Annotated in this window: 19 protein-coding genes; 9 read left to right on the top strand and 10 right to left on the bottom strand. The window is 64.4% G+C overall.

Annotated features, from left to right (window positions below; translation table 11 throughout):
* The first annotated feature begins 102 nt into the window (after nt 1-102).
* The 6 genes from V6V88_RS01235 (at nt 103) to V6V88_RS01210 (ending at nt 11,281) form a co-directional block, all read left to right on the top strand.
* Complete coding sequence (locus tag V6V88_RS01235) at nt 103-1,992, top strand: amidohydrolase (protein WP_338619536.1); 1,890 nt, start codon at nt 103-105, stop codon at nt 1,990-1,992.
* Between the two features lie 12 nt (nt 1,993-2,004).
* Nucleotides 2,005-2,433: a DoxX family protein gene (locus tag V6V88_RS01230; protein ID WP_056319472.1), complete on the top strand. Its 429-nt coding sequence runs from the start codon at nt 2,005-2,007 to the stop codon at nt 2,431-2,433.
* 91 nt (nt 2,434-2,524) lie between these two features.
* Nucleotides 2,525-3,217, top strand: coding sequence for a YoaK family protein (locus V6V88_RS01225; protein ID WP_223573934.1), 693 nt, complete (start codon nt 2,525-2,527; stop codon nt 3,215-3,217).
* 101 nt (nt 3,218-3,318) lie between these two features.
* Nucleotides 3,319-4,017 (top strand): hydrolase, encoded by a 699-nt coding sequence (locus V6V88_RS01220; RefSeq protein WP_338617347.1) that lies wholly within the window; start codon nt 3,319-3,321, stop codon nt 4,015-4,017.
* Nucleotides 4,018-4,089: 72 nt separating this feature from the next.
* A complete protein-coding gene (locus V6V88_RS01215; protein ID WP_223573932.1) occupies nt 4,090-5,697 on the top strand; it encodes an MFS transporter in 1,608 nt (535 codons plus the stop codon).
* A 124-nt stretch (nt 5,698-5,821) separates the two neighbouring features.
* Nucleotides 5,822-11,281, top strand: coding sequence for an AAA family ATPase (locus tag V6V88_RS01210; protein WP_338617346.1), 5,460 nt, complete (start codon nt 5,822-5,824; stop codon nt 11,279-11,281).
* A 10-nt stretch (nt 11,282-11,291) separates the two neighbouring features.
* On the opposite strand, the gene V6V88_RS01205 is transcribed toward V6V88_RS01210, so the two are convergent.
* Both V6V88_RS01205 and V6V88_RS01200 read right to left on the bottom strand, forming a co-directional pair.
* On the bottom strand, nt 11,292-11,966 hold the full coding sequence (locus tag V6V88_RS01205) for a response regulator (RefSeq protein WP_223573928.1): 675 nt from the start codon (nt 11,964-11,966) through the stop codon (nt 11,292-11,294).
* A gap of 114 nt (nt 11,967-12,080) precedes the next feature.
* Nucleotides 12,081-12,959 carry a LysR family transcriptional regulator gene (locus tag V6V88_RS01200; RefSeq protein WP_338617344.1) on the bottom strand — a complete coding sequence of 293 codons (879 nt, stop codon included), beginning with the start codon at nt 12,957-12,959 and terminating at the stop codon, nt 12,081-12,083.
* A 173-nt stretch (nt 12,960-13,132) separates the two neighbouring features.
* On the opposite strand from V6V88_RS01200, the gene msuE reads away from it, so the two are divergent.
* The 3 genes from msuE to V6V88_RS01185 all read left to right on the top strand — a co-directional run bounded on the left by msuE (nt 13,133) and on the right by V6V88_RS01185 (nt 15,848).
* Nucleotides 13,133-13,714, top strand: coding sequence for an FMN reductase (gene msuE / locus V6V88_RS01195; protein WP_062841622.1), 582 nt, complete (start codon nt 13,133-13,135; stop codon nt 13,712-13,714).
* 98 nt (nt 13,715-13,812) lie between these two features.
* Nucleotides 13,813-14,793, top strand: coding sequence for a DUF1852 domain-containing protein (locus V6V88_RS01190; protein WP_280002858.1), 981 nt, complete (start codon nt 13,813-13,815; stop codon nt 14,791-14,793).
* A 26-nt stretch (nt 14,794-14,819) separates the two neighbouring features.
* Nucleotides 14,820-15,848: a methionine synthase gene (locus tag V6V88_RS01185; RefSeq protein ID WP_062841624.1), complete on the top strand. Its 1,029-nt coding sequence runs from the start codon at nt 14,820-14,822 to the stop codon at nt 15,846-15,848.
* A 99-nt stretch (nt 15,849-15,947) separates the two neighbouring features.
* Here the strand turns inward: V6V88_RS01185 and V6V88_RS01180 are convergent, their stop codons facing one another.
* The 8 genes from V6V88_RS01180 to urtB all read right to left on the bottom strand — a co-directional run bounded on the left by V6V88_RS01180 (nt 15,948) and on the right by urtB (nt 23,114).
* The gene (locus tag V6V88_RS01180; RefSeq protein ID WP_062841625.1) at nt 15,948-16,829 is read right to left on the bottom strand and encodes a DMT family transporter; all 882 of its coding nucleotides are present in this window, start codon (nt 16,827-16,829) and stop codon (nt 15,948-15,950) included.
* 21 nt (nt 16,830-16,850) lie between these two features.
* Nucleotides 16,851-17,801, bottom strand: a complete 951-nt coding sequence (locus V6V88_RS01175; RefSeq protein WP_062841634.1) for a helix-turn-helix domain-containing GNAT family N-acetyltransferase — start codon at nt 17,799-17,801, stop codon at nt 16,851-16,853.
* 215 nt (nt 17,802-18,016) lie between these two features.
* Complete coding sequence (locus V6V88_RS01170) at nt 18,017-18,349, bottom strand: zinc ribbon domain-containing protein (RefSeq protein ID WP_081101085.1); 333 nt, start codon at nt 18,347-18,349, stop codon at nt 18,017-18,019.
* Nucleotides 18,350-18,358: 9 nt separating this feature from the next.
* A complete protein-coding gene (gene fmdA, locus V6V88_RS01165; protein ID WP_062841626.1) occupies nt 18,359-19,588 on the bottom strand; it encodes a formamidase in 1,230 nt (409 codons plus the stop codon).
* Between the two features lie 29 nt (nt 19,589-19,617).
* Entirely contained in the window at nt 19,618-20,310 is a 693-nt protein-coding gene (urtE, locus tag V6V88_RS01160) for an urea ABC transporter ATP-binding subunit UrtE (RefSeq protein WP_056320648.1), read from the bottom strand.
* A 14-nt stretch (nt 20,311-20,324) separates the two neighbouring features.
* Complete coding sequence (gene urtD, locus V6V88_RS01155; protein ID WP_108696590.1) at nt 20,325-21,068, bottom strand: urea ABC transporter ATP-binding protein UrtD; 744 nt, start codon at nt 21,066-21,068, stop codon at nt 20,325-20,327.
* Complete coding sequence (urtC, locus tag V6V88_RS01150) at nt 21,065-22,186, bottom strand: urea ABC transporter permease subunit UrtC (RefSeq protein ID WP_056320642.1); 1,122 nt, start codon at nt 22,184-22,186, stop codon at nt 21,065-21,067. The genes urtD and urtC overlap by 4 nt, the downstream gene beginning before the upstream one ends.
* Before the next feature lie 10 nt (nt 22,187-22,196).
* A complete protein-coding gene (gene urtB, locus V6V88_RS01145; RefSeq protein ID WP_062841628.1) occupies nt 22,197-23,114 on the bottom strand; it encodes an urea ABC transporter permease subunit UrtB in 918 nt (305 codons plus the stop codon).
* Nucleotides 23,115-23,151 lie beyond the last annotated feature (37 nt).

Genomic DNA, 23,151 nt, shown 5'->3' with positions numbered 1-23,151 from the left:
CAAGTCCTGGGAGCGGCGTCTTCGCTGGCTTCAGCGTTTGCGCTAAACAGCATGTGGGCCGGCCGGGCAAATGCCGGGTCGCAGTCCCAGACCGGCACGCCGCTGGCAGACGGTCCCCCGGAGGTGATTTTCTACAACGGCCGCTTCACCACGTTGGACCGCGCCAATCCGGAAGCGGGCGCCGTCGCCGTGAAGGTCGGCAAGTTCGCCGCGGTGGGCAGCGACCGGGAAGTCCTGCGCCTGGCGGGATCGAACACCCGGCTGGTTGACCTGAAAAAGAAAAGCGTCCTGCCCGGGCTTTACGACAACCACACGCACGTCGTGCGCGGCGGCCTGAACTACAACATGGAACTGCGCTGGGACGGCGTGCGGTCGCTGGCGGATGCCATGGAGATGCTGCGCCGGCAGGTCGCCAATACGCCCGCGCCCCAATGGGTGCGCGTGGTGGGCGGATTCACCGAGCACCAGTTCATTGAAAAGCGTCTGCCGACCATCGAGGAAATCAACGCGGTCGCACCGGACACGCCGGTGTTCCTGCTGCATCTGTACGATCGCGCGCTGCTGAACGCTGCGGCGCTGCGCGTGGTGGGCTACACCCGCGACACGCCGGACCCCGAAGGTGGACAGATCATCCGGGACTCGAATGGCAATCCGACCGGCCTGCTGCTGGCCAAACCCAACGCCACGATCCTGTATTCCACGCTGGCCAAGGGTCCGAAGCTGCCGTTCGACTACCAGCTGAACTCCACGCGCCACTTCATGCGCGAGCTGAACCGGCTGGGCGTCACGGGCGTCATCGACGCCGGCGGCGGCTATCAGAACTATCCGGACGACTATGCCGTCATCCAGAAGCTGGCCGACGACAACCAGCTGACGGTGCGGCTTGCGTACAACCTCTTCACGCAAAAGCCCAAGCACGAGAAAGAGGACTTCCTGAACTGGACGTCTTCGGTCAAGTACAAGCAGGGCGACGATTACTTCCGGCATAACGGGGCCGGAGAGATGCTGGTGTTCTCGGCGGCCGACTTCGAGGACTTCCGGGTCGAACGTCCGGACATGCCGCCGGAGATGGAAGGCGAACTGGAAGAGGTCGTCCGCGTCCTGGTCCAGAACAAATGGCCGTGGCGCCTGCACGCGACCTACGACGAAACGATCACGCGCGCGCTGGACGTATTCGAGAAAGTGCATCGCGACACGCCGCTCACCGGCATCAACTGGTTCTTCGATCATGCCGAGACGATCTCGGACAAGTCCATCGACCGGATCGCCGCACTGGGCGGCGGCATTGCCGTCCAGCACCGCATGGCATACCAGGGCGAGTACTTTGTCGAGCGCTACGGCGCGAAGGCCGCGCAAGCCACGCCCCCGGTCAAGCGCATTCTGGAAAAGGGAGTGAAAACGTCCGCCGGCACCGACGCCACGCGCGTCGCGTCCTACAACCCGTGGATTTCGCTGTCGTGGATGACCACGGGCAAAACCGTCGGCGGCATGCCGCTGTATCCGCATGAAAACCTGCTGGACCGCGAAACGGCCCTGCGCATGTGGACCGAGAACGTCGCGTGGTTCTCCAACGACGAAGGCAAGCGCGGCCGCATCCAGGTGGGCCAGTTCGCCGATCTGATGGTTCCGTCCCAGGATTACTTCACGGTGGCGGATGAAGAGATTTCGTTCCTGACGTCCGACCTGACCGTGGTGGGCGGGCGCGTGGTCTACGGCGCTGGCGACTTCGCCAAGCTCGACGAAAACGCGCCGCCGCCCGCCATGCCCGACTGGTCGCCCACGCGCCTGTTCGGCGGCTATGCCGCCTGGGGCGACCCGGAAGGCGCGGGACGCAATTCGCTCGATTACAAGCGCTTTGCCGCGGCCTGCGGTTGCGCCAGAGCGTGCGGCCTGCATGGGCACAGCCATGCCAACGCGTGGGCCTCCAGCGTGCCGGCCGCGGACCAGAAGTCGTTCTTCGGCGCGTTGGGTTGCTCGTGCTGGGCCGTGTAAGGAACCGAACCCATGTCGAGCATTTCAACCTCGCTGGCCGGCATCGCGCGCCCCATTTTGGGGGGCCGCGTTGCCCGCTTTGCCGCCTACCTGGGCTTGTGCGCGGCGTATCTTCAGGGCGGGCTGGTCAAGCTGACCGACTTTCCCGGCGCCATCGCGGAAATGACCCATTTCGGGCTTACGCCCGCGCCGTTCTTCGCCGTGGTCGTGATCGCGCTGGAGCTCATCGCCTCGCTCATGATCCTGATCGGATGGCATCGCTGGCTCGGCGCGCTGGGGCTGGCGATCTTCACGCTGCTCGCCACCTTCGTCGCCCTGCAGTTCTGGGAGATGCCGCCCGGCCAGGCGCGCTTTTTCGCCGCCAACTCGTTCTTCGAGCACCTTGGGCTGGTGGGCGGGTTCCTGCTGGTGATCTGGCAGGACCTGAACGAACGGCGGTAGTCGCCTTCGTATCGGCCTTCGCAGTGTCCGTCGCGCCGGCCGCACCGCCGGTCCAGCGGGCACCGCGCCATCAACACTTACCTTGCACATCATGGAACAGACCCCCGTATCTCCACGATTCACCGGCCTCTTGGGCTTTAACGCGGGATACGTCGATACGGCGGGGTTCCTGGCGCTGAACGGCCTGTTCACGGCGCACGTGACGGGCAACTTCGTCACGCTGGGCGCAGCCTTCGTCCACGGCACGACCGGCGCCTTCGCCAAGCTCCTGGCCTTGCCGCTCTTTTGTGCCGTCGTCGTGCTGACGCGCCTGTTTGCGTCCGGCTTCGCGGCTGCGGACACGGCGATGTCCAAGCTCATGTGCGCGAAGGTGCTGCTGCTGGCCGCCGCCGGTGCCGTCCTCATCGTCTACGGACCGTTTCCCGACAGCGACGCGCCCGTTGCCGTGATTGGCGGCATGCTGCTGGTCGCGGCCATGGGTATCCAGAATGCGATCCAGCGCATGCATCTGGGCAGCGCGCCGCCGTCCACGCTCATGACCGGCACCACCACGCAGGTGATGATCGACCTTGCCGACCTCTGCAAGGGCGTCTCCGGCGAAGCGCGCACGGCCGCCGTCGGCCGCCTGCGCAAGATGCTGCCCGCCCTGGCGGCGTTTGCGTCCGGCTGCGCCATTGCCGCGCTGCTGTACTGGGCGTCCCTCATGTGGTGTTTCATCCTGCCGCCCATCGTCGCCGCGCTGGCCACCCTGGGCATCAAACGCGCGCCGACTGACCCTACTTGAGGGGGAACGCGCCATACCTTCGAACAATGTCGAGACGCGAACGTTTCCCCTATCCTGACATTCTCGTTAAGGCCCCTCCATTTCAACCCAAGGTGATTTTCATGTCCCAAGCCAAGCTCGAAGTCCTGACCCCGCAGAACAGCCAGATCATCTTCATCGATCACCAGCCGCAAATGGCCTTTGGCGTGCAGTCGATCGACCGCCAGACGCTGAAGAACAATGCCGTGGGTCTGGCCAAGGCCGCCAAGGTGTTTGGCATTCCCACCACCATCACCACCGTCGAGACCGAGTCGTTCTCGGGTTACACCTACCCCGAACTGCTCGACGTGTTTCCGAACCAGAAGGTCCTGGAACGCACCTCGATGAACTCGTGGGACGACCAGAAGGTGCGCGATGCGCTGGCCGCCAATGGCGGCAAGAAGGTCGTCGTGGCCGGTCTCTGGACCGAAGTCTGCAACACCACGTTTGCGCTGTGCGCCATGCTGGAAGGCGAATACGAGATCTACATGGTGTCCGACGCGTCCGGCGGCACGTCCAAGGAAGCGCACGACATGGCCATGCAGCGCATGATCCAGGCCGGCGTGGTGCCGGTGACCTGGCAGCAGGTGCTGCTGGAATGGCAGCGCGACTGGGCCCGCCGCGACTCGTACGATGCCGTGATGGAAATCGTCAAGGAACACTCGGGCGCGTACGGCATGGGCGTGGACTACGCCTACACGATGGTGCACAAGGCCGGCCAACGCACGCAGACCGCCCACGACGCCATCGCGCCGGTGGCCGCACCCGTCATCGCCCGCTGATGCCCCTGGGGTCCGCAGCCGCTCTTGCAGCGGCTGCGGACCTTTTTGCTTTCTCCCGCAGCCTGCCACGCCATGACGACCGCCGACGCCCAGCCCGCCAACCCCGCCCCGCCTTCCTCGCCTTTCGCGTACTCCGCCTTTTCAGTGATCTGGGTCGCCACCGTGCTGTCCAACATCGGCACCTGGATGCATGACGTGGGCGCGGGCTGGCTCATGACGTCGTTGTCGCCGTCGCCGATGTTCGTGGCGCTGGTGCAGACCGCGGGCGCGCTGCCGGTTTTTCTGCTGTCGCTCCTGGCCGGCGCGCTCGCCGACACCATGGACCGCCGCAAGCTGCTGCTGATGGTGCAGATCGCGATGGGCGTCATTGCGCTGGCGCTGGGGCTGGTGGTGTGGTTTGGCCTGACGACGCCGTGGGTGCTGCTGGGCTTCACGTTGCTGATGGGTATCGGCACGGCGCTGTCGGCGCCGGCCTGGCAGGCCATCGTGCCCAGCCTGGTGCCGCGTCCGTCGCTGCAGCAGGCCATCGCGACCAATAGCGTAGGCATCAATGTCAGCCGCGCCATTGGTCCGGCGCTGGCCGGCGTGCTGATCACCAGTATCGGCGTGGCGATTCCGTTCTTCGTCAATGCGGTCAGTTTCATCGTGGTCGTGGCCGCGCTGATCTGGTGGAAGCCGCCCGCCGCCGCTGAAAAGCGCCTGCCGCGCGAGCAGCTGTTTCATGCCATGCGTGCCGGCGTGCGCTTTGCGCTGCACAGCAAGCCGCTCAAGTCCACGCTGGTTCGCGCCGTTGCGTTCTTCCTGTTTGCCAGTGCCTACTGGGCCTTGCTGCCGGTGATCGTGCGTCAGGTGCTGCAGGGCGGCGCCTTGCTCTACGGCATCATTCTGGGCTGCGTCGGCGCCGGGGCGGTGATCGGTGCGATGGTGCTGCCGCCGCTGCGCAAGAAGCTGGGGCCTGACCGCAGCGTCATGGCCGGCACGTTGGGCACGGCGTTCACGCTGGTGGTGTTTGCGGTGGTGCCGCATCCCGTGGTGGCCGGTGCGTTCAGCTTCCTGGCGGGCGCTTCGTGGATCATGGTGCTGACCTCGCTCAACGTCTCGGCACAGGTTGCCCTGCCGGACTGGGTGCGTGCCCGTGGCCTGGCGATCTTCGTGACGGTGTTCTTTGGGTCGATGACCGCGGGCAGCATGATCTGGGGTCAGACGGCGGTGCGTGCCGGCGTGCCCGCCGCGCTGCTGATCGCCGCCGCCGGCTCGGTGGTTGCGATGCTGCTGACCCGCAAGGCCAAGCTGCAGCTGGGCGCGGACCTGGACCTTGCGCCGTCGATGCACTGGCCCGAGCCCCTGATCGATCAAGAGGTGTCGCATGATCGTGGACCGGTCATGATCACGGTCGAATACCTGATCGACCCGGCGCAAGGCGCGGCCTTCGTGCGCGCCATGCAGCACGCAGGCGCCGAGCGCCGCCGCGATGGCGCATACGCCTGGGGCATCTTCGAAGACGCCGCCCAACCCGGCCGCTACCTGGAATACTTCCTGGTGACCTCCTGGCTGGAACATCTGCGCCAGCACGAACGCGTCACGCACGCAGACGCGGACCAGCAGGCGGAAGTGCGCGCCTTCCACATCGGCGGCACGCCCCCACGGGTATCGCACTTCGTGGCGCCGATCGTGCAATAGGCGGAACCAACACGACACCCGGCGCTGCCGCACACACCGTTACATGAGACGCATAATTCCTGATTAGAATTGCGCCGACAGGGATTATTGCCGCGCGCCGACAGGCCTCGGCTGGGTGTGCGACATGGATAGTGCTCCTCGCTTCGAGGCAGTCAACGGGGCCCGTTTCGAGGTTCTGTGGGTGGACGGCGACCGGGTCTTCGGGCGCGGCGACGCCAGCCTTGCCGTCTGGCTGCGGCCGAACGACAGCTCGGAATGCGCGCGCCACCTGCTGGACCAGGAATACGGCCTGCGCGACTACCTGCATCCCGGCTGGGCCGCCGTGCCGACCGCACTGGCGCGCGTCGGCGGCTCCACCGTCCTGTATCTGCAGGATCCCGGCGGACAGCCGTTGGCGTCGCATCGCCCGCAGCCCATGCCCGCCAAGGCATTTCTGCGCTTGGCCATCGCGGCGGCGAACGCCCTTGGGCAAATGCACAACGCCGGCTTGATCCATCGGAATCTCAAGCCCGCGCACATCCTGTTCAACGCCCATGACGAAGCCGCCCACCTGACCGGCTTTTCTTTTTCCACGCCGCTCGGCGCCTATCAGGCGGCGCCGGGCTCGCAGCCAGCAAATATCGTCGGCACCCTCGCCTACATGGCACCCGAACAATCCGGCCGCGCCGGGCATCGCGCCGACGCGCGCTCGGACCTGTATTCGCTGGGCGTCGTGTTCTACGAGGCCCTGACCGGCGAGCTGCCTTTTCAAGGCGAGTCGGCGCTGACGTGGCTGCACAGCCATTCCGCGCGCGTGCCGGTAACGCCCGCCGAACGACGCAGCGCAATACCCGCGACACTGTCGGCCATCGTCATGAAGCTGCAGGAAAAGTCGCCGGACGACCGGTATCAGACGGCGGAGGGGCTGGCGGCCGACCTGCAGTGCTGTCTGGCCGCGTTGATGATGGACCCCGACTCCGCGCCGGACTTCGCACTGGGCCGCTACGACCATCCAGGCCGCGTGCGCGTGCCTGCAACCCTGTACGGCAGAGGCGCCGAGCTTGACGTCCTGCTGGGCGCCATGGGCCGGGTGGCGGGGTCCGGGCGCGCCGAGGTCGTGCTGATCTCGGGCGAGGCGGGCGTCGGCAAGTCGATCCTCATCGAAGAGCTGCATCGCGTTGTCGGCAGCGAATACACCTTGCTTGCCAAGGGCAAGGGCGATCCTCACAGCCACGCCGGTCCCTACGCCGCGCTGGTCGAGGCGGCAAGAGGCTTGCTTCAGGCGGTGCTTGCCAAGAACGAAAGCGACCTGGACGAGTGGCGGGAGAAACTGCGCGTGGTGGTCTCGGCCGGCGGCGGCAGCCTGCTCACGCTGATTCCCGAACTGGCGCTGATCGTGCCGGACGCCAAGGGCCTGGTGGCCGAGGCGGACGCCAAGGCGCGGCTGCTCCTGGCCTTCCAGCATCTGTTCTGCGCGTTCTCGTCGCCGGGCCATCCGCTGATCCTGTTCCTGGACGACCTGCAGTCGACCGACGCCGCGACCCTGCGCGTGATCGAACAGCTTGCGCAGACCGGTCTGCAGAACATCCTGGTCGTGGGCGTGTATCGGGCCGAGCACATGACGGCGCGCCACGCGCTTGCGGCGTTCATCGCCGGCCTGCGCGCCAGCGCGATCCCCCTCACCGAACTCGCGCTCCACAATCTGCAGGCGCGCGACTGCGCCCACCTGATTGCCGATGCGCTGCAAAGCAGGTCGCCGTGGATCGATCCGCTCGTCGCACTGGTGCAGGCCAAGACGGCCGGCAACCCCTGCTTCGTGCTCCGGTTCCTGTCCACGCTCGCGGCCGAGGGATTGCTGCGCTACGACGTGGGGCGCCAGCGCTGGCTTTGGGATGCGGATGCCATCCGCGAGCAGGCGTACACCGACAACGTGGTCGGCATCATCCTCCAGCAGGTCGAGCGCTTGCCGCGCGACAGCCGCGAAGCGATTCAACACATGGCGTGCCTTGGGCACGACGCCTCGCTGGACAAGCTGGCGGCGGCGCTGGGCTGGCCGCGGCTCGACGTTGCCACGGCAATGCGCGAGTGCGAGCGCCAGAGCCTCGTCTTTCGTAGCGGCGACGTGTACCGCTTTCCGCACGACCGGGTGCAGGCGGCCAGCTATGGGCTGATTCCGGAACGGCAGCGCGCGGCCACCCATCTGTCGGTCGGCCGGCGCCTTGCCAAGGACCTGGAACCAGAACAATTGAAGGCGCGCGCCTTTGAACTGGTCGATCAGTTCAACCGTGCATGGCAACTTGTCCACAGCCCCGACGAACGCGTCCGGCTTGCCCATCTGAATACCCTGGCAGGCTCATTGGCCAAGGACACCGCCGACTATTCGGCCGCCATCCGCTATCTGGAAGCAGCCTCGGCATTCCTGTCCGACGACGGCCGCCAGCGCGAGCCCGCGCTTGCCTTCACGATCGATATCACCCGCGCCGAGTGCGAGTTGCGCAGCGGCGCGGTGGGCAGCGCCAGGCATCGGCTGGCCCGCCTGGGCGAGCGCGACGCGCCCTTGACGGAACTGGCCCGCGTGACTCAGCTGCGCGTGGAAGTTTTCATGGCGCTGGGCGAGCGGCACGAGGCCATTCAGGCCGCGCTGCATTATCTTCGCCGCGCCGGCATCGACTGGACCGACAACCCTTCAGATGAGGCCGTCTCGGACGAGTACGCCCAGTTCAATGCGCTGCGTGCCGGCCGGCCCGCGGCTACGCTGCTGGACCTGCCCGCGATGGAAAACCCGGAAACGGAAGCGACGATGGGCGTGCTGACCGCACTGCTGCCGCCGGCCTGGACGCTCTTTGCGAATCTGCGCGAGCGCGTCATCCTGCGCATGGCCAACCTGAGCCTGCGCCACGGCAACACGGATGCGTCCAGCCTGGGATACGCGTGGCTGGGCATGATCCTGGCCGCGCGCACCGGCGACTACGCAGACGGCTACGCCTTCGGCAAGCTGGGCGTCGACCTGATCCAGCAGCGCGCGCAGGTCCGCTTCGCCGCGCGGGTCTATCAGGTGTTCGGCGGCCAGATCGTTCCGTGGTCACGGCCGATCAGCGAGGCGCGCAACCTGCTGCAGACCGCCTTCGAACTGGCCAGCCAGCAGGGCGACTGGACCTACGCATCCTTCGCGCTGAACAGCCTGGTCACGCATATGCTGGCCACCGGCGGTGCGCTGGACACCATCCGCGCCGACGCCAGCCGCGGTCTGGCATTCGCGCGCAAGGCGGGGCTTGAAGTCCTGGACCGGTACACGTCGCAACTGCAACTGGCCAAGATGCTGCAAGGCATGACGCCGCATTTCGGCACGCTGGACGACGCTGGATTCACCGAGGCCGATTTCGAGCGCAAGCTCCAGGCCGAGACCGGCTGGAATGTCACGGCGTGCTGGCATTACCTGCGCAAGCTGCAGGCCAGGGTGTTCGGCGGCGATTTCCCGGACGCCGTGCGGGCAAGCGAGGTGGCCTCAAGGTTCGTGTGGACGTCTCTGGCGTTCGTCGAGGAAATGGAGTTCCACTTCTACTCCGCGCTGGCGCACGCCTGGTGCCCCGCGCCCGCAAGTCCGGCGGGACAAGCCGCCACGCTTGCGGCGATAGAGGTCCATCTGGCGAAGCTGCGTCCGTGGGCGGCGTCCTGCCCGTCCAACTTCCAAAGCCAGCGGATGCTGATAGACGCCGAAGTCGCGCGGGTAAAGGGCGACATCCTGGACGCCATGCAGCGCTACGACGATGCCATCCATTGCGCCAGCGATCACGGCCTTGTCCACGTCGAAGGGCTGGCCAATGAATGCGCCGCACGGTTTTTCCAAAGCCGTGGCCAGCAACGCATCGCGCATACGTACCTGCAACACGCGCGTGCCTGCTATCAGCATTGGGGCGCGTCCGGCAAGGTCAGGCAGATCGATGCGCTGCACCCCACGCTGTTCGTGGATCGCGGCAGCGCCGCCCACGATTCCACGATCGAAACGCCGGTTGAGAGCCTGGATCTGGCCACCGTCATCGACATCTCCCGCGCGCTCGCCAGTGCGCTGGACTTGCAGACGCTGCTCGACAAGCTGATGAAGATCGCGCTGGAGCAGGCCGGCGCCACGCGCGGCGTGCTCGTCCTGCATGCCGAGGGTGACCTGTATGTGCGCGCCATTGCCACCACGTCCGGCGATTCCGTCGCGATCAGCCAGCGCGCGCAGTCGCTGGACGAGGCTGGCCTGCCGCAGCAGATCGTGAACTACGGTTGGCGCACGGGTGAAACCATCGTTCTGGACGATGCGTGGAGCGCCGGCGCCTTCACCGGCGACCCCTACGTGCGCGCCGCGCGGCTGCCGTCGGTGTTGTGCCTGGCGCTGACCACGCAATCCAAATCCATCGGCGTGCTGTACCTGGAAAATACCCTGGCGCGCGGCGTTTTTGCGCCGCACCGCACCGCCGTTCTGCGTTTGCTGGCCTCGCAGGCCGCCATCGCGATCGAACGCGCGCGGCTATACCGTGACCTGGCGCAGCGCGAGGCCCGCATTCAACGCCTGGTCGAAGCCAACATCATCGGGATCTGGTTCTGGAGCATCGAGGGGCAAGTGCTGGAGGCCAACGACCTCTTCCTGTCCATGACCGGTTACGACCGCGACGATGTCAGCGCGGGCCGCTTGAAGTGGACCGCGCTTGTGTCGCGCGGCGGCCCGGTGACGCTGGACGAGCTGCTTTTGCGCGAGACCGCCGAACCGGTGGAAACCGAACTGGTCCACAAGGATGGCCGGCGCGTGCCGGTGCTGCTCGGCGCGGCCCGGTTTGCCGCCGGCGACAACCAGGGCGTCTCGTTTGTGCTCGACCTGTCCGAACGCAAGGCCGCAGAGACCAAGATGCAGCAGATCCAGTCGGATCTGGCTCACGTCACCCGCATGACCACTGTCAGCTCGATGACCGCCTCCATCGCCCACGATGTCAGCCAGCCGGTCTCGGCGGTCCTGACGGAAGCGCAGGCGGCGCTGAACTGGATTGCGCGCACCCCGCCCAACACCGAAGAGGTCGCGGAATCATTGCGGCGCATCGTGCAAAGCGGCCAACGCGCCGGCTCGATCATTTCCGGCGTGCGCGCGCTCATCAAGAAGGCGCCGGCAGCCTTCGCCCCCGTCGAACTGAATGGACTCGTGAAGGAAACCCTGGCGCTGCTGAGATCCGAGCTGGATTTCAGCGACGTCGACGTCATGCTGGATCTGGCCGATGCACCCCTGCACACGAGCGGCGACCGCGTCCAGCTTCAGCAGGTCCTGCTCAACCTGTATGTCAACGCGGTCGATGCCATGAAGCAGGCGCCAGGCGCGCGGCAGTTGCGCGTCGTCACCCGGCCGTCTTCGGCGGACGAACTGCTGGTGGAAGTGTTTGATACCGGCAGCGGCATCGATGCGGCGTCGGTGAAAAAACTGTTCGATCCCTTCTTCACCACCAAGACCAAAGGCTTGGGGATGGGCCTGGCCATCTGCCGCGAAATCATTCAGCTGCATCATGGTCAGATGTGGGCGCGGCCCAACAGCCCGGTGGGCGCGGTGTTCTACTTTTCGTTGCCCGCGCAGGCCTGATTCATCCGGCCTATTCGCCGTCGCCGTCGCCGCGCAATGGCACGGCGTGCGCGGCAACCCTCGGATTGACCTTGATGATCATCTGCACCAGTTGCGCAAAGCTGCGCGCCTGCATCTTGCGGTAGGCGCTTGCCCGATGCGCCTTGACGGTCACTTCGCTGATGCCCAACTGCTGCGCGACTTCCTTGTTCAGGCACCCGGACGCAATCATCTCGATCACCTGCTGTTCGCGCGCCGTCAATGACCGGTACAGCGCCAGGATCTTCTCGAATTCCTGCTCCTTGGCGCGCCGTGCCGCGTCCGATTCCAGCGCGCGATGCACGGAGTCCAGCAGCCGCTGCTCGGAGATGGGCTTTTCCAGAAAATCGATCGCACCGGCTTTCATCGCCTTGACCGTCTGCCGGATATCCCCAAAGCCCGTCACCACCACGATCGGAATGTGATCGCCCAGCTCGCGCAGGCGAGCCTGCAGCGTCAGCCCGTCGCCGTCGGACAGTTGAAGATCCAGGATCAGGCAGGAAGGCACCGGGGGACGCGCCGCCGCCTGAAAGGCGCTGATCGAGTCGAAGGTCTCGGCATGGATGCCGATCGACGACAGCAGGCGGAACAGCGACTGGCTGACCTCGGGGTGGTCGTCGACGATATAGACGATCGCCGAGGGCGCGCCCAGTTTGTGTATGTTCAACGCTATGACTCCTTGCGAGGCGGACAGGCTCCGATGATGTCGTGCCTCGCATGCCGCGTGTGGCAGCCATCCCACTGCAAATGCGGCGATTTTAAGGGTTTCTAACCGTCCCTCTTATTGACGCGCCATCTCGATGAACGCTCGCTGGTAATCCAGGGCGTCATCGGCCTCGCGCGATCCCAGAAAGATCTGCTTGGCGATGCCCCGCGGGCCCAAGCGCACCGGCGCCAGATCCATCTTGACCGCGTACTCCTCGACCAGCCAGCGCGGCAGCGCCGCCACGCCGCGGCCGCTGGCCACCATCTGCAGCATGATGTCGGTGGTCTCGATCGCCTTGTGCCGCTTGGGCGTGACACCCGCCTTCAAGAGAAACTGGTTGTAGATATCCAGCCGCTCGATATCGACGGGATAGCTGATGAGCACTTCCTGCGTCAGTTGCTCGGGCTTCACGTAAGCGACGGATGCCAGGGGGTGGCCCTTGGCCACCACCAGCACCTGCTCATAATCGAACACCGGTTCAAACTTCAACCCCGGCTTGAACAGCGGGTCGGGCGTGACCAGCAGGTCGATTTCGTAGCCGAAAAGTGCCCCGATCCCGCCAAACTGAAACTTCTGCTTCACGTCCACATCCACGTCCGGCCACGCCGCCAGATACGGCGCCACCACCTTGAGCAGCCACTGATAGCACGGGTGGCATTCCATGCCGATGCGCAGCGCGCCGCGTTCGCCCTGGGCAAACTGGCCCAGCCGCTCTTCGGCCAGATCCAGCTGCGGCAACATCCGGTTCGCCACCGCCAGCAGATACTGGCCGGCCTGCGTCAGGCGAAGCCGTCTTCCTTCGCGCAGCCAGATATCGGTGCCCAGCTGCTGCTCCAGCTTTTTCATGCTGTGGCTCAGCGCCGATTGGGTCAGGTTCAGCACGCCCGCGGCGGCGGTCAAGGAGCCCTGTTTCTCGACCTGCTGCACGATGCTCAGATGGATGCGCTCAAGCATTTATATGATCCAGATTCATGGATTTGTGAAATAAAACCATTTTACGTCATGGATATTGATCTTTAGCATTGCATTCTTTGTTTGCCGCTGTGCTGCGCAAGTTGACCCGATCAACGCGCACGTTCCATGGCAAGTCGACCCCTTTCGTGCCGATTGGCTCCATGGAAGCACAGATGACACTCCCCCTGCGACTGGTCGCCGTTTCCGGCGGCATGCAACGTCCCTCCAAGACCACCGCCCTGGCAGAACAGCTGCTGGCGCTGATCGCCAACGAAATCCCCTGCGAACCCCGCCTGGTCGAAATGGGCCGGCTGGCGCCGCAGCTTGCCGGCGCGGTGTGGCGCTCGCAGTTGCCCGACACGGTCGAGCGCGAGCTGGTTGCGGTCGAGCAAGCCGATGTCCTGGTGGTGGCAACGCCCGTCTACCGCGGCTCCTACACCGGCCTGTTCAAGCACTTCTTCGATTTCATTCATCAGGACGCCCTGATCGACAAACCCGTCCTCTTGGCCGCGACCGGCGGCAGCCAGCGCCATGCGCTGGTGATCGACCACCAGTTGCGGCCGTTGTTCAGCTTCTTTCAGGCGCGCACCTTGCCGCTTGGCATCTACGCGACCGACGAGGATTTTGCCGACTACCGGCTTCAGAACGACGCGTTGATCCAGCGTGCCGGTCTGGCCGTCCAGCGCGCCCTGCCGCTGGTCGAACTGACGCGGCATGCCCGCGCCGCCGCGGCGGAAGAAGTCCTGGCGGCCTGACGCCAGGCCACCCTTACCGATAGCCGGACAGGCAGCGCACGCTGATCGTGCCGGCAACGAATTCACGTTTATCGCAGCATTTTGGGCATCCGACCACCATGAGCCACGACTTCACCTTCAGCATCAAGAGCATCCGCTTCGATGAAAACTATCAGCCGTCGGACAGCACGCGCATCACGACCAACTTCGCGAACCTGGCGCGAGGCGCCAGCCGCCAGGAAAACCTGCGCAATACGCTGAAGATGATCGACAGCCGTTTCAATGACCTGGCGCATTGGGACAACCCCACGGGCGACCGCTACGCCGTTGAACTGGACATCATCACCGCCGAGATGACGCTGGGCGAAGACGGAAGCACGTTTCCGCTGATCGAAATGCTCAAGACCAACATCGTCGACAAGCAAACGGACAAGCGCATCGACGGCATCGTGGGGAACAATTTTTCTTCCTACGTGCGAGACTACGACTTCAGCGTGCTGCTGCCCGAATTCAACGACAACAAAGCCACGTTCAGCACGCCGGAAGATTTTGGCGACCTGCACGGCAAGCTCTTCAAGCACTTCGTGCAATCGCAGGCCTACCAGGCGCACTTTGCGAAGCCGCCGGTCATCTGCATCAGCGTCTCCAGCAGCAAGACCTACCATCGCACCGACAACCACCACCCGATCCTGGGCGTGGAATATCAGCAAAGCGAATTCTCCTCGACCGATCATTACTTCGAGAAGATGGGCCTGCAGGTCCGCTACTTCATGCCGCCCAACAGCGTGGCGCCGCTGGCGTTCTACTTTCAGGAAGACCTCTTGGGCGCCTACACCAATCTTGAACTCATTGGCACGATCAGCACGATGGAAGCGTTCCAGCGCATCTACCGGCCCGAAATCTACAACGCCAATTCCGCGGCTGGAAAGCGCTATCAACCCAGCCTGAAGAACCAGGATTATTCGCTGACGCAGATCGTGTACGACCGCGTCGAACGCAGCCAACTCGCCATCAAGCAGGGCAAGTTTGCCGAGGCGCACTTCATCAAGCCGTACAAGCACGTGCTTGATCAATGGGCTGCCAGCTACTCCCATCAATAAACCGAAAACAGACGGACACTTTCGCCATGAAAAAAATCTTGCCCACCTCGACTGCCGGCAGCCTGCCCAAACCGTCCTGGCTTGCCCAGCCTGAAAAGCTCTGGTCGCCCTGGAGCCTGCAAGACGAGCAACTAGCCGAAGGCAAACGGGATGCGCTGCTCCTGGCCCTGAAGGAACAGGAACTGGCCGGCATCGATATCGTCAGCGACGGCGAGCAGACGCGCCAGCATTTCGTCACCACGTTCATCGAACATCTGGACGGCGTTGACTTCGAAAAGCGCGAGACCGTCCGGATCCGCGACCGCTACGACGCCAGCGTGCCCACCGTCGTCGGCTCCGTCAGCCGCCAGAAGCCCGTGTTCGTCGAAGACGCCAAATTCCTGCGCCAGCAGACGAAGCAGCCCATCAAATGGGCGCTGCCCGGTCCCATGACCATGATCGACACGCTGTACGACGCCCACTACAAGAGCCGCGAAAAGCTGGCCTGGGAATTCGCCAAGATCCTCAACCAGGAAGCGCGCGAACTGGAAGCCGCCGGCGTCGACATCATCCAGTTCGACGAGCCCGCCTTCAACGTCTTCTTCGACGAAGTAAACGACTGGGGCGTTGCAACGCTGGAGCGCGCGATCGAAGGCCTGAAGTGCGAAACCGCCGTGCACATCTGCTACGGCTACGGCATCAAGGCCAACACCGACTGGAAGAAGACGCTGGGATCGGAATGGCGCCAGTACGAGGAGTCGTTCCCCAAGCTGCAGAAATCCAGCATCGACATCGTCTCGCTGGAATGCCAGAACTCGCACGTGCCCATCGACCTGATCGAACTCATCCGCGGCAAGAAGGTGATGGTCGGCGCCATCGATGTGGCCAACCACACCATCGAAACCCCCGAGCAGGTCGCCGCCACGCTGCGCCAGGCACTCAAGTTCGTGGATGCCGACAAGCTGTACCCCTGCACCAACTGCGGCATGGCGCCGCTGCCGCGTGCCGTGGCCAACGGCAAGTTGAAGGCGTTGAGCGCGGGCGCGGCGTTGGTTCGTAACGAACTTTCGGCTTGATCCAGCCGGTCGCAGACGGTGCGCGGCGATGAGGCGCACCCTGCGAGTCCCACGGTGACGGCGGCCTGGCCGCCGTCACCGTCAGATAGAACAGGTTGTTCAGTTCGCCTCAAGCCTTCGTGTCGCAATGACCAGTCCCGCGCAAACCATCGCCAGCGCAACGAGCACCGTCATCGGCGCAAGGCGCTGCGACAGCAGCGACTCGATGAGCGCCGCGGTCACCGGGCCCAAGGCCTGGAAGGCCGTGACCTTGCTGGCAGCCAGCCTGCCCAGCGCCCACAACCAGCAAAAATAGCCCACCCCGCTCGATAGGCCAATGAACACGACGTTGGCCCACTGAAGCCGATTCAGCGAGGGAACCAGCGGCTGCGAGGTGAGGACGCAGAAACCCAGCAGGAACACCACCGCGGAAACCATCGCGAGCCGGCAGGTCGCAAGCGCCGGATAGCGGCGCAGATAGGGGCCGTACAGGATGCTCGTCACGGCCCCGACGATCGTGGCGGACACCAGCGCCACCATCCCCCAGCCGTTGTGCGCCACGCCCGCCGCAGGCGCGGAAGGCGACAGCAGCAGATACGCAACGCCAGCCACCGCCGTGCACACGCCAACCAGACCTCGGCCGCTGTATGGCTCCTTGCCGGTGATCACCGCAAGACACATCGTCACGAGCGGCATCGTGGCAAACACCAGCGCGCACACGGTTGCCGACACCGTCAACAGCGCATGGTTAAGCAACAGCACCAGCACGGCGAACTGGAAAACGCCCAGCGTGGCGACGGCAACTGCATCCTTGACCGTGAAGGTCGTGCGTACGGCCGGGCCCAACGGCAACAGCAGGACCGCCGCACCGATCAGATAGCGCAGGAATGCAAGTGTTGCGGGCGAGACGGCGCTGGACACCACGCTTGTGGAAACCATCGCCGCGCCCACGAGCATCCCCACGGTCGCGGCGGCGGCGATTGCGGTGCGCCTGGTGCGCATGGCAGGTAGGCCGCGCGGGTATCAGGCCGTGGGCTTGACGCGGGTGAACTGCTGCTCGGTGACGATGCTGCCCCACTGATGGCCATCTTCCTCATGCACGAGCTTGAATCCCACGGACTCATAGAGCTTGCGCGCCGCGTCCAGGCCCTTGAAGGTCCAGAGCTGGCACTCGGAGAAACCGAACCGGTCACAGAAGTCCAGCGCCGCCTCGATCAGCTTTCGGCCGGTTCCGCTGCCTCGGCATCCGTCATCCAGGATGAACCAGCGCAGGTGCGCCTGGCGGTTGCCCAGGTCCTGGCCGTCTATGGCGATGGAACCAACAATCCGGTCGTTCTGAATCGCCGTCCACACCCCATTGCATGGCTCGCCGAGCCGCCCCGCGAACTCGGCGATTCCCGTGGCCACCTGGCTTTCGAAGAACTGGCCAAAGCCCGAGTGCCTTGAATAGAAGGCGGCATGCATCTCGGCCACGCGTCCCACCAGACCGGGCCGATAGCCGGGCACGATCTGCATCGTATCGCGGGCCGCTGCGGCTTGCGCCCCGCGGCTCGCCTTGAGCGCCCTGGCATATTCCGACAACCCCTGCGCGACCGCCTGCTGTTGCGAGGGATTCAAGTGCGCCATTGCCGAGGTGACCTGATTGCGGCCGTACGTATGAATTTTCTTGACCAACGCCTTGCCCTGCCCGGTCAGCGTCAGCTGCTTCAGACGCGCATCCTCTGCGCTTGCCGACTCGGCAACGTCCCCGGCCGCGATCAGTTTGGAAAGCATGCGGCTCACGCTGGATTTCTCCAGGCCAAGCGCAGTGACCAGATGGGCCGCCGCCACCCCGCCTTGAGCATCGATTTCCAGCAACGCGTGCACGGCTGAGGCGGAATAGGCAGTGCCCGCCAGTGTCGGCCGCATGAAGCCCAGTTCGCGCACGATGGTGCGCGATGCGGACCGGATTTCGTCGATTGATTTGGCGGGCATCTGCATGGCGCGTCCATTAAGTTGTATTGCACAACCATAATGTTGCTCACTACAACCAACCTGTCAAGCCGCGAGCCACGCCGGGATTACCCGTAATAACAAAAATCTCTCAATTCGGCCGTGCCGCAACTGGCGCTGTGGTTGCCGGGGCAGATGTCGACGCTGTGAGGGGCGGGGCGTGGCAAGGCCAGCCCCGGCTTGCCTTCCATCCGTCCTCAGTGACTGATCATCCAAGGCCGGGCGCCAGCGAACGTTTTGCCGCCGTCGGCGGTCTGACGCGTCCGGCCCGTGGCTTTCGCGCCTGAGCAACAACCGCATCCCATGCCGTGGCCGCCCCGCGTGCTGCGGGGTTCATGGGCGGCGCGTTCGTTGGCGGCGCGGGCGCGGTTCATTGCCGAGGACAGCGCCGAGACCGCGGGTGCGCCGCTGACGAAGCGTTCGCAGGAGACGCCGCAATCGGGGCAGGACGCAAGGTCACGCCATTGCGATAACGGCCTCAGAACCGAGAACTCGCCGCAGTCCTGGCAACGATAGTCATAGAGCGGCATGCGGGCTCCTTAAAGGTCTTCGGCGATGGGCATGTCCATGCCGCGCTTGATCTGCGGCACGTCGCCCAGCGCATTGGGCTGGATGTCGATATCGAAGATCTCGGTCGGCAGCCACAACGTCGCGCACGCATTGGGAATGTCCACCACGCCGCTGATGTGGCCCTGCACCGGCGCCGTGCCCAATATCGAATACGCCTGCGCGCCCGAATAGCCAAACTTCTTCAGATATTCAATGGCGTTCAGGCAGGCCTGGCGATAGGCGATGTGCACGTCCAGATAGTGCTGCTTGCCGCCTTCGTCGACCGAAATTCCTTCGAAGATCAGGTAGTCCTTGTAGTTGGGCGTGATGGGGCTGGGTTTGAAGATGGGGTTGCGAATGCCGTACTTGGCCATGCCGCCCTTGATGAGCGACACCCGCATGTGTACCCAACCCGCCATTTCGATGGCGCCGCAGAAGGTGATCTCGCCATCGCCCTGCGAGAAGTGCAGATCGCCCACCGATAGGCCGCCACCTTTGACGTAGACCGGAAAGAACACCCGGGATCCGCGCGACAGGTCCTTGATATCGCAATTGCCGCCGTGCTCGCGCGGCGGCACGGTGCGCGCGCCGGTGGCGGCGGCGCGATCCCGCTCGGCGCCCTTGAGCTTGCCCATGTGCGCCGTCTTGGGCGCAGGAGGATTGGCCAGCGGCGGCACGCGATCGGGATCGCTGTCTATCAGCTTCTGTTCGCGCTCATTCCACTTGTCCAGCAGCGCCTGATCCGGCAGGCAGCCGATCAGGCCCGGATGGATCAGGCCAGCGAAACGCACGCCGGGGATATGGCGCGAGGTCGTGAACATGCCTTCAAAGTCCCAGATCGACTTTTGCGCCGACGGGAAGTGTTCGGTCAGGAAGCCGCCGCCATTGTTCTTGCTGAAAAAGCCATTGAAGCCCCACAGGCTTTCCTGCTTGGCGCCGATATCCAGCAAGTCCACCACCAGCAAGTCACCGGGCTCGGCGCCTTCGACGCCGACCGGGCCCGACAGAAAGTGCACCGTGGACAGGTCCACGTCGCGCACATCGGAGGCATCGTCATCATTCTTGATCGCGCCGCCGGTCCAGTCGTAGGTTTCGAGCACGAAATCGTCGCCCGGCCGGACCCACGTCGCCATGGGGATATCGGGATGCCAGCGATTGTGCACGCCTTCGTTTTCGTAGGGGGATTGGGCCAGGTCGACCTTGATCAGGGTTTCAGGCATGTCATGCTCCTTTTGGATGGACAACGGCTTCAGACAGACAGGTATTTGCTGATCGTCTTTTCGTCCACGCGCCCGCGCGGGTCTTCGTGCACGAAGCGGCCCTTGTCGATCACGATGAGCCGGTCGGCGATCTGCATGGTGAAACTCAAGACTTGTTCGGACACCACAATGGCCAGGCTGCGCAATTTGCGGATCTCCAGCAGGCTGCGGGCGATGTCCTTGATGATGGACGGCTGTATGCCCTCGGTTGGCTCGTCCAGCAGCAGCACGCGGGGGTTGGTGACCAGGGCGCGCGCGATGGCAAGCTGCTGCTGCTGCCCGCCTGACAGATCGCCGCCCCGCCGGCCGCGCATTTCGTGCAACACCGGAAACAGCGCGTAGATGTCCTCAGGGATGGTGTTGCGCAATGCCCGCCCGCGCATGCCGGTACGGATGTTTTCCTCGACAGTGAGCGTCGGGAAGATCATGCGGCCTTGCGGCACATAGGCCACGCCGCTACGCACGCGCTGATGGCTTTCCAGGCGTTCGAGCGCCTTGCCATCGAGCGAGATCGAGCCCTGCATGGTGGGCAGCATCCCCATCATGGTCTTGAATAGCGTGGTCTTGCCCATGCCGTTTCGCCCCATCACGGCGACGATTTCACCAGGGGCCACGGCCAGGTCGACACCGTGGATGACTTTGCTTTGCCCATAGCCCGACACCAGGCCAGCGATATTGAACATATTGCCTCCTGGCCTTAGTGGCCGAGATAGACTTCAACCACGCGCGGATCGGACTGCACCTTGTCCATGCTGCCCTCGGCCAGCACACGGCCCTGGTGCAGCACCGTGACCTTGTGCGCGATGTTCTTGACGAACTCCATGTCATGCTCGATCACGATGAGCGATCGATTCCGGCTGATTCGATTGAGCAGTTCGGCCGTGCGCTCGCGCTCGGACACGCTCATGCCGGCCACGGGTTCGTCCAGCATCATCAATTCGGGCTCCTGCATCAGCAGCATGCCGATCTCCAGCCATTGCTTCTGGCCGTGCGACAGCAACTCCGCCGAGCGGTCGAGCTGGTCGGCAAGAAATATCTCTTCGGCCACCTGCTCCACCCGCTCGATCACGGCCGCGCTGCGCCTGAAGGTCAGCGCGCCCAGCACGCTGCGCCCGGCCGGAAACGAGACTTCCAGATTCTCGCGAACGGACAGGGTTTCATAGATGGAGGGCGTCTGGAATTTGCGGCCCACGCCGGCGCGCACGATTTCGTACTCGGCCAGACCGGTCAGCTCGGTATCCTTGAATCGGATCGAGCCCGCGGTCGCCTTGGTGCGGCCGCAGATCAGGTCCAGCAGCGTGGTCTTGCCGGCGCCATTGGGGCCGATGACCACGCGCAGCTCTCCTTGATCGACGTACAGGTTCAGGTCGTTGACGGCGACAAAGCCGTTGAACGACACGGTCAGGCCTTCGATATACAACGCGAATTCTGACGGGTTCATGCTGCCTCCGCGGCGCCATCCGCCTGCTGGCGCGATGCTTTACGCGCCAGGCGCTTCTGGGTGTATTGGTGATACAGACCGGCCAGTCCGTTGGGAAACGCCATCACGACCGCAATGAACAGCCCGCCCATCAGGAACAGCCAGAGCTGCGGGAAACTCTCGGAGAAATAGCTCTTGCCGAAGTTGACCAGCAGCGTGCCGTAGACCGCGCCCAACAAGGACAGCCGGCCGCCGACCGCGGCAAAGATGACCATTTCAATGGATGGCACGATCCCCACGAAGGAAGGCGACATGAAGCCGACCTGCAAGGTGAACATGGCCCCGCCGATCGCCGAGAACACGGCGGCCACGCAGAACACGAAGACCTTGAAGCTGGCGACGTCATAGCCCGAGAAGCGCACGCGTTCCTCTTTGTCGCGCATGGCCATCAGAAGCTTGCCCAGTTTGGACGACAGCAGGTATCGCCCGAACAGGATGCACGCGAACAGCAGCACGCCGTTGATGAAGTACAGCACCAGCCGGGCGCTGTCCGTGCGGATATCCCAGCCCAGCAACGTCTTCAGATCGGTGATGCCATTGACGCCGCCCGTCCAGCCTTGCTGGCCGATGATGAGCACCGACAGGATCAGGGCCACGGCCTGCGTCACGATGGCGAAATAGGTGTCGCCCACGCGGCGCTTGAACATGGCCGCGCCCAGAATCAACGCCAGCAGGCAGGGCAGCACCGGCACCGCCATCACGGTGAACCAGAAGCTCTTGAAGGGCACCCAGAACCAGGGCAGCGACGTCAGCTGGTTCCAATCCATGAAGTCCGGGATACCGGGCGTGGACTGAATCTTGGTAGCCTCCGGTGTCGAGGCTTCCAGCTTCAGAAACATCGCCATGCAATAGCCGCCCAGCCCGAAGAACACCCCCTGGCCCAGGCTCAGGATGCCGCCATAGCCCCAGCACAGCACCAGGCCCAGCGCGACAAAGGCATAAGACAGGTACTTGCCGATCAGGTTGAGCCGGAAGACGTCCAGCGCCAACGGAAACACCACGAACAGCAGCAGCGCCAGAATGGCCAGCCCTGCCAGCCCTTCGCGCCCGCCGATCACGTTATGAAAGAATTTCTGCATGATGCGCCCCCTACCTGCGTACCTTGATGCTGAACAGGCCTTGCGGGCGCAGCATCAGAATGATCACGATGGCCGACAGCGTCAGCACTTTGGCCATCGAACCGGTCATGAAGAACTCCGAGATCGATTGCGTCTGCGCGATGACGAAGGCCGAAGCGATGGTGCCGAACAAGCTGGCCGCGCCGCCAAACACGACCGTCAGGAACGTATCGACGATGTAGAGCGAGCCGCTGGTCGGGCCGGTTGAACCGATGGTCGTGAAAGCGGCGCCGGCAATCCCGGCAATCCCGCAACCCAGCGAGAACGTCACGCGGTCCACGCGCTTCGTATCGATGCCCACCGCGCCGCTCATGGCGCGGTTCTGCACCGTGGCGCGCACGTGCAGGCCCCAGGTCGACCGGAACAACGCCAGAAGCAGCGCGCCGGTCAGCACGATGCTGATCGACATGACGAACAGGCCATTGATCGGGATGTCCACGCCGTCCAGCGGCTGCCAGGAGCCCATCAGCCAATCGGGCAGCGTGGGGCTGACTTCACGCGGACCGAACAGCGAACGCAGCGTCTGCTGCAGCACCAGCGACAGGCCCCAGGTCGCCAGCAGCGTGTCCAGCGGCCTGCGGTACAGATGACGGATCATCAGCCACTCGGTCAGCCAGCCCAGGCTGAAGGTCACCGCAAAGGCGAACAGAATGGCGACAAAGAAGTAGGCCGGCATCAGGCCTGGCGCGTACTGCTGGACCAGTTCGGAACAGAGATAGGTGCAATAGGCGCCCACTGCCAGGAACTCGCCATGGGCCATGTTGATGACGCCCATCTGGCCAAAGATGATCGCCAGGCCCAGGGCCATCAGCAACAACACGCTGAAGACCGATAAACCATTAAAGCCCTGCATCAGCAGGATGGCCCCAAGATCGGAGAAGGATTCCATGGATGGCTCCCGGCAGTGGAAAGGGCGTCGCGCGCGG

The organism is Achromobacter sp. E1, from assembly GCF_037039475.1.
In the GTDB taxonomy this organism is placed as follows: Bacteria; Pseudomonadota; Gammaproteobacteria; order Burkholderiales; family Burkholderiaceae_B; genus Achromobacter; species Achromobacter mucicolens.
The sequence above is the reverse complement of the archived record's forward strand: the minus strand, read 5'-3'. Positions and strand labels throughout refer to the sequence as shown.

Bases quoted from the DNA above. Each gene is read 5' to 3' on its own strand.
- V6V88_RS01230 (WP_056319472.1), top strand. From the start codon at position 2,005: ATGTCGAGCATTTCAACCTCGCTGGCCGGCATCGCGCGCCCCATTTTG.
- V6V88_RS01225 (WP_223573934.1), top strand. From the start codon at position 2,525: ATGGAACAGACCCCCGTATCTCCACGATTCACCGGCCTCTTGGGCTTT.
- V6V88_RS01220 (WP_338617347.1), top strand. From the start codon at position 3,319: ATGTCCCAAGCCAAGCTCGAAGTCCTGACCCCGCAGAACAGCCAGATC.
- V6V88_RS01215 (WP_223573932.1), top strand. From the start codon at position 4,090: ATGACGACCGCCGACGCCCAGCCCGCCAACCCCGCCCCGCCTTCCTCG.
- V6V88_RS01210 (WP_338617346.1), top strand. From the start codon at position 5,822: ATGGATAGTGCTCCTCGCTTCGAGGCAGTCAACGGGGCCCGTTTCGAG.
- V6V88_RS01200 (WP_338617344.1), bottom strand. From the start codon at position 12,959: ATGCTTGAGCGCATCCATCTGAGCATCGTGCAGCAGGTCGAGAAACAG.
- msuE (WP_062841622.1), top strand. From the start codon at position 13,133: ATGACACTCCCCCTGCGACTGGTCGCCGTTTCCGGCGGCATGCAACGT.
- V6V88_RS01190 (WP_280002858.1), top strand. From the start codon at position 13,813: ATGAGCCACGACTTCACCTTCAGCATCAAGAGCATCCGCTTCGATGAA.
- V6V88_RS01185 (WP_062841624.1), top strand. From the start codon at position 14,820: ATGAAAAAAATCTTGCCCACCTCGACTGCCGGCAGCCTGCCCAAACCG.
- V6V88_RS01180 (WP_062841625.1), bottom strand. From the start codon at position 16,829: ATGCGCACCAGGCGCACCGCAATCGCCGCCGCCGCGACCGTGGGGATG.
- V6V88_RS01175 (WP_062841634.1), bottom strand. From the start codon at position 17,801: ATGCCCGCCAAATCAATCGACGAAATCCGGTCCGCATCGCGCACCATC.
- V6V88_RS01170 (WP_081101085.1), bottom strand. From the start codon at position 18,349: ATGCCGCTCTATGACTATCGTTGCCAGGACTGCGGCGAGTTCTCGGTT.
- fmdA (WP_062841626.1), bottom strand. From the start codon at position 19,588: ATGCCTGAAACCCTGATCAAGGTCGACCTGGCCCAATCCCCCTACGAA.
- urtE (WP_056320648.1), bottom strand. From the start codon at position 20,310: ATGTTCAATATCGCTGGCCTGGTGTCGGGCTATGGGCAAAGCAAAGTC.
- urtD (WP_108696590.1), bottom strand. From the start codon at position 21,068: ATGAACCCGTCAGAATTCGCGTTGTATATCGAAGGCCTGACCGTGTCG.
- urtC (WP_056320642.1), bottom strand. From the start codon at position 22,186: ATGCAGAAATTCTTTCATAACGTGATCGGCGGGCGCGAAGGGCTGGCA.
- urtB (WP_062841628.1), bottom strand. From the start codon at position 23,114: ATGGAATCCTTCTCCGATCTTGGGGCCATCCTGCTGATGCAGGGCTTT.